Origin of the sequence: Streptomyces glaucescens, assembly GCF_002154375.1 — a bacterium.
In the GTDB taxonomy this organism is placed as follows: Bacteria; Actinomycetota; Actinomycetes; order Streptomycetales; family Streptomycetaceae; genus Streptomyces; species Streptomyces glaucescens.
This window is the reverse complement of sequence record NZ_MUND01001120.1, coordinates 1-834: the sequence shown is the minus strand read 5'-3', so window position 1 is coordinate 834 and position 834 is coordinate 1. Positions and strand designations below refer to the sequence as shown.

The window sequence follows — 834 nt, the reverse complement described above, 5'->3', positions numbered from 1 at the left end:
CGGCGTACTACCAGGGCCGCGTCCCGTCGGCGCTACCCGCGGCCCTGGTAGTACGCCGCGTACCCGCGGACCGAGCCGAGCTTGGCGTAGAGCCTGCGGCCCGGACACTGTGTGGCGAAGCCGTCGCGGTGCCCGGAGATCACGTTCAGTCGTACGTTCTTGCCTTTTCGGTAGAGATTGCCGCCGCCCGACTTCAGGTAGGTCTTGCCGCTCGGATCGGCCCCGTGCAGGCCCAGCTTCCAGGCCGTCAGCCGGCCCAGGGCCTTCACCGTCGCCGTGGTCGGCCTGGCCGAGTCGAACGTGCCGAGAACGGCGATCCCCATGCTGTTGGAGTTGAAACCGAGGGTGTGGGCGCCCATGACGGGCTTCGCCACACCCCCCGCCCGGCCCTCGTAGATCTTTCCGCACTTGTCGACGACGAAGTTGTAGCCGATGTCCCGCCAGCCCATGCTCTTCACGTGGTAGCGGTAGATACCGCGAATGACGGAGGGTGCCTGGGAGCAGCGGTAGCCGTTGCCCGTGGCGGAGTGGTGCACGAAGGCCGCCTTCACCTTCTTGGTGTAGATGAACGTCCTCTCGCGCAGCTTCTCGTTCGCGCCCCAGCCGCGCCGGGTGACGATCCGCGGGCGCGGGCCGATCTTCGGCTTCGCCCGCTGTTCCTCCGTCAGTTCCGCGGCGGCCAGGGTCAGCAGTTCCCGTTCGGTCGCCGTCCGGTCGAGCTCCGGGATCTCGGTGGCGCCGAGCGGGGCGAGCCCCGCGTTGGGCTCCGAGGCGGCGGTGGTCTCGGGGCTGAGGGGGCCGAGGCGGGAGGAGGCGGCCGGGGTGCCCTGGGCG

The 834-nt window shown here is 70.0% G+C and carries 1 protein-coding gene; it reads right to left on the bottom strand.

The window, feature by feature from the left end; translation table 11 throughout:
• Positions 1–32: 32 nt before the first annotated feature.
• Positions 33–834, bottom strand: an 802-nt coding sequence (locus CCN42_RS40970) for a peptidoglycan recognition protein family protein (protein ID WP_169731621.1), incomplete at its 5' end; no start/stop codon positions are given.